The organism is Stenotrophomonas sp. 2YAF22, from assembly GCF_052114665.1.
Taxonomy (GTDB): Bacteria; Pseudomonadota; Gammaproteobacteria; order Xanthomonadales; family Xanthomonadaceae; genus Stenotrophomonas; species Stenotrophomonas indicatrix.
In genome coordinates this window covers 1-4,297 of record NZ_JBFRFE010000370.1, presented here as the reverse complement: position 1 = coordinate 4,297, position 4,297 = coordinate 1, and the positions used below count along the sequence as shown (strand labels likewise).

At 60.8% G+C, this 4,297-nt stretch carries 6 protein-coding genes; 1 reads left to right on the top strand and 5 read right to left on the bottom strand.

The genetic code is table 11. The features are described from left to right. Window positions 1–142 precede the first annotated feature (142 nt). The 5 genes from AB4Y84_RS14630 to AB4Y84_RS14610 form a co-directional block, all read right to left on the bottom strand. Entirely contained in the window at window positions 143–829 is a 687-nt protein-coding gene (locus AB4Y84_RS14630; RefSeq protein ID WP_442243571.1) for an NAD(P)-binding oxidoreductase, read from the bottom strand. A gap of 57 nt (window positions 830–886) precedes the next feature. Then, window positions 887–1,273, bottom strand: a complete 387-nt coding sequence (locus AB4Y84_RS14625; protein WP_442243572.1) for a nuclear transport factor 2 family protein — start codon at window positions 1,271–1,273, stop codon at window positions 887–889. A 74-nt stretch (window positions 1,274–1,347) separates the two neighbouring features. Further along, on the bottom strand, window positions 1,348–1,731 hold the full coding sequence (locus AB4Y84_RS14620) for a nuclear transport factor 2 family protein (RefSeq protein WP_442243573.1): 384 nt from the start codon (window positions 1,729–1,731) through the stop codon (window positions 1,348–1,350). Window positions 1,732–1,802: 71 nt separating this feature from the next. Beyond that, the gene (locus AB4Y84_RS14615; protein WP_442243574.1) at window positions 1,803–2,960 is read right to left on the bottom strand and encodes an NADH:flavin oxidoreductase/NADH oxidase; all 1,158 of its coding nucleotides are present in this window, start codon (window positions 2,958–2,960) and stop codon (window positions 1,803–1,805) included. Then, entirely contained in the window at window positions 2,944–3,594 is a 651-nt protein-coding gene (locus AB4Y84_RS14610) for a TVP38/TMEM64 family protein (protein WP_442243575.1), read from the bottom strand. The genes AB4Y84_RS14615 and AB4Y84_RS14610 overlap by 17 nt, the downstream gene beginning before the upstream one ends. 153 nt (window positions 3,595–3,747) lie before the next feature. On the opposite strand from AB4Y84_RS14610, the gene AB4Y84_RS14605 reads away from it, so the two are divergent. Continuing rightward, the coding region (locus AB4Y84_RS14605) for a TetR/AcrR family transcriptional regulator (protein WP_442250342.1) at window positions 3,748–4,297 on the top strand (550 nt) is incomplete at its 3' end.

Sequence of the window (4,297 nt, the reverse complement as noted above, 5' to 3'; positions counted from 1 at the left end):
TGGTGATAGTTGGCGCGATCAACTTGTGGGGGAATGGCGCGCCTGACGGGCGCGACGACACGTCCAATGCGGGGATCGGACAGTGCCTGCTGCAGCACATGCCGGCCGACGTGCCCGGTGGCGCCGAGCAACAGCAGGCGCATCACGCCCCCAGAGCGTTCGTGCCCGTTCGTTCGTTGGCAAGACGACGGACGGATTCGGCCACGGGTGTCGAACCCTGGGTGAGCTCGATGATGATGCGCGACACCGAAGGGTTCTCGATAATTTCCAGCAGCGTCGCTGCAACGTCGTCACGACTGACATCCCCGTACGGGATAGCCAAGCCAGTGCGGACTTTGCCGGTTCCCGGCGAGTCAAGCAGCGTGCCAGGGCGAAGGATTACCCAGTCCAGTGCGCTCTCAGCAAGGTGGACGTCAGCCAGTTTTTTGACCGCCATGTAGTTCTCGAACGTCTCCGATACGTCCTTGCCGCGGAACGATTCCGGAAATGCGGAGACGAGGATGAAGCGCATCACGCCGGCCTGCTTGGCTGCGGCAACCGCAAGCTCCAGCCCTCGGCCATCAATGGCGTTGGTCATCTCCGCCCCGCCTTGACCACCGGCCCCCGCAGTGAACACCACAACATCGCTGCCCGCCATCATTTTAGAAAGGGCTGCGACGTTCAGCTCGGTAAGACTCCCCAGTACCGCCTTGGCGCCCAACCGCTCCAAGTCAGCTGCCTGCTCCACATGTCGGATCAGTGAAAGTACCTCGTGCCCACGCGTGCTTAGCTGGCGGGCCAGGCGACGCCCGACCTTTCCCGCGCCGCCGATAATGAATGCTCGTGTCATTTTCGTCTTCCGTCATCTGGTAGTGGGCAATGCGCAGATCAACCCTGTAGAGCCGAATCAGGCTTCGAACTGGTGATAGACCTTTGCAATGACCTGCCATTGCCCATCCATACGGATCAGGGTCAGATAGTCGTTGTAGTCAGCGCCGATAGCGTCTTTCTCCATGTCTACGCGCACAACTGCAGTGGTTGGCGTAATCGCAAGCACGTCCAAGCGAGTGGTGATGTCGGGCGCCCGACCATTCTTCTCAACGAAGGCGTACAGGTTGGAGATCGGCCCACCCAGCAGTTCGCCATTGGTGAAGCCGTACATCACTGCGTTCTTGTGGAATGCCTCGGCAACCGCTTCAGTGCTGCCAATACGCAGTCCGTCAACGTACTTCTGGGCGACCGCGATGACGGCGTTGTATTCGCTGGTCGGTACAGCCTTGATGTTCTTGCTCATGATCTTCTCCAATGTTTCGGTGCGAAGCACTTGAGTGGATGGCGCCACGATGTTCTTCGTGGCGCCGGGTGTGATTAGGGAGCGACGTGGGTGTGGTAGATCTTGCTGACCACAGTCCATTGACCTTCAACCTTCAGCAGGTTGAAGAAATCGGTGAAGCAGAAGCCGGAGATGTCATTGGTATCGATGCGGGCACTTGCAGCCGTGCCGACGATGTCGATGTTGACGATCACGCCCTGCGCTTCCGGCGACGGCCGGAAGGCCGTGTCAATCGTGTCGAACAGACCCTGGATGGGTCCACCGACCAGCTTGCTTTCGACATCGACGCCAAAGATGGTGGCTTGCTCACTGAAGGCGGGCTTCATGACGCTGCTCTTGGCCTGCTTACCACCCTCGTTGTACTTGTTCAGCACCTCGACGATGGCCTGGTATTCCTGCACATAGGTGGGCTTGCTCATTGCTTTCTCCTGGATGGATGCGATGGGGATGGGTGAGGGCCACTACGGCCCGAGGTACTTCTATGAAGCGATCAGGCCGCTGCTGTCTGCGCGTCGGGTTGTCGCGGTCCCAGCTGGCGAAGCCGGGCCTCTCGGCCGTTGAGCCACCAGCCCGCCTGGACATGCCAGTGGGAATAGGGAAGCTCCGGATCGACTGCTCCCAACGCCCTTTTCGCGTGATGAGCGAAGCTGGGATTACGCAGCGCTTCGCGCCCGATGGCGACGATGTCGGCTTGTCCAGAGACGATTAGATCTTCAGCTTGATGCCAGTCAACGATCAGGCCGACGGCCATGGTTTCCATGCCCGCGTCGTGACGGATACGCTCGGAGAATGGCGCCTGGAAGCCGTACCCGTTGGGATACTCGAAGATACCGAAGCCGCCGGAAGAACAGTCAATGACATCCACGCCCAGATGCTTGAGCTGCTTGCCCAGCTCGACGCTGTCTTCAATGGTCCAGCCCTGGCGACTTCCGTCCACGGCCGAGAGCCGGACAAACAGGGGTTTGTCTGACGGCCATACCTCGCGGACCTCGCGCGCGATCTCCAGTGGAAGCCGCGTCCGGTTCTCATAGGATCCGCCGTACGAATCATTGCGATCGTTGGTGAGCGGAGACATGAACGCGTTGACCAGGAAGCCGTGTGCGTAGTGCAGCTCCAGCACCTCGAAGCCTGCCTCTACAGCGCGCTTGGCTGCACTGACGAAGCTGTCCTTCACCCGCTGGATTCCATTGGCATCCAGCGGCGTGGGCGTCAGCCAGCCATCAGCAACCGGACGATCGGTGGGTGAGACAACGGGCCAGGGATACTCCCCACGCGCCGCATCGCCTTCGTCCATGGGGCCGTTCCCCTGGAAGGCGCGCTGCATGCTGGCCTTGGGACCGGCGTGGCCTATCTGAATACCCGACACAGCACCGTGGGACTTGGCGAAATCTGCAATCCGCTTCAGGCCCTCCACATGATCGTCGCTCCAGATACCCAGGTCGCCATGGGTGATGCGGCCTTCCGGCAGCACAGCGGTGGCCTCAAGCATCACCAGGCCAAAGCCGCCGAGGGCAAACCGACCATAGTGGACGGTGTGATAGTCATTGGCGAAGCCGTCTTTTGCGGTGTATTGGCACATTGGACTCAGTGCCAGTCGGTTTCGCAGCGTTACCCCGCGTAGGGTCAGGGGCTCAAACAGCTTGCTCATCATTCATCTCTTCTTCGATTGATTTACTGATTGCGTGGCGCGCCAGACCTGCCACGACAACGATCGCCACAAGCGCGGCGCCGAATCCCAGCCAGGTCAGCCACTGCATTTCGGAGGGCGGACCCGCTCGTCCCCGGAGGATTTGCTCCACGTTGGATGCAAGGGAGCCGAGGTAGGCGTAGAGGAACGTTCCGGGCAGAAGGCCCAGCCAAGAGGCCCAGAGGAAATCCTTGCTGGAGACACGACTTGCGCCCAAGGCGTAGCTCAGCGGCGCAAAGGGCACGATCAAAGCAAGCCGCAGCAAGAGGACCAGCCGGAGCCCTTGGCCTGCCACCGCCTTATCTACAGCGCTGAGCTGCCTACTCCGGTGCAGGCGCCGACGCACCCAAGGGCGAGCGAGGTGCCGACCGATCAAGAAGGCAAGCGCGGCCGATGCGATGCCTGCCGGTGAGATCAAAAATGCCCCCCAGATCGGTCCGTACAGATAGCCGGCGATCGCCGTCAGCGGCGAAGCCGGTACCAGTGCGGCCGCGGCCAGGACGAAGACCAGCCCAAACGCGACCGCACCGACAAGCCCTTGGCCGCGCAGCCCGTCGACTATCTGGCTCACTTCGTTGGAAACAGACTCAATCACCTATCGATTCCTATGCGCTGGCGGGGGGCGGTAGATCAGCCCCTACGGACCACCTGCATCAATATGTTAGTGACCACTACACAATGGCGATATTGTATAGTGGCCGCTACAGATGATGTCAAGTGGGCCATTGACCCTCAGGTGAAGCACCCGATGAACGGTGAAAAATCTCCCGCCCTCCCCCCGCGTACAAAGGGCCGTCCGCGTGCCTTCGATCGAGATCAGGCGCTGAATCAGGCGCTGGATGTGTTTTGGCGCCGGGGCTACGAATTGGCCTCGGTGGCTGATCTGTGTGCGGTTATGGGCATCAATCCCCCTAGCCTCTACTCGGCATTCGGGAACAAGGCGAAGCTGTTCCTTGAAGCCGTCGATTTCTACGAGGCGCGCTATTGGGATGCGACGTGGCAGCGCTTGGAGACCTGCCAGGAGATCCATCTGGGCATTGCCGAGTTCTTTGACGAGGCCGCACACATCCTGCTCTCCCCGCAGGCGCCTTGCGGCTGCCTGGTCGCGTTGGCAGCCACCAACGTCTCTGAGGAATCGGTAGAGGTGCGGTCCGCGATCGATGCTCTGCGCCTGGAAGGAAAGCTCGCCTTCGCCACGCGACTTGAGCGTGCCGTCAAGGAAGGTCAGCTTCCCCTGGACGCTGACTGCACGGCGCTGGCTGGCGGGCTGAACACCATGCTTGAGGGCATGTCCATCC

Coding starts and splice junctions, on each gene's coding strand:
- AB4Y84_RS14630 (WP_442243571.1), bottom strand. CDS start 829: ATGACACGAGCATTCATTATCGGCGGCGCGGGAAAGGTCGGGCGTCGC.
- AB4Y84_RS14625 (WP_442243572.1), bottom strand. CDS start 1,273: ATGAGCAAGAACATCAAGGCTGTACCGACCAGCGAATACAACGCCGTC.
- AB4Y84_RS14620 (WP_442243573.1), bottom strand. CDS start 1,731: ATGAGCAAGCCCACCTATGTGCAGGAATACCAGGCCATCGTCGAGGTG.
- AB4Y84_RS14615 (WP_442243574.1), bottom strand. CDS start 2,960: ATGAGCAAGCTGTTTGAGCCCCTGACCCTACGCGGGGTAACGCTGCGA.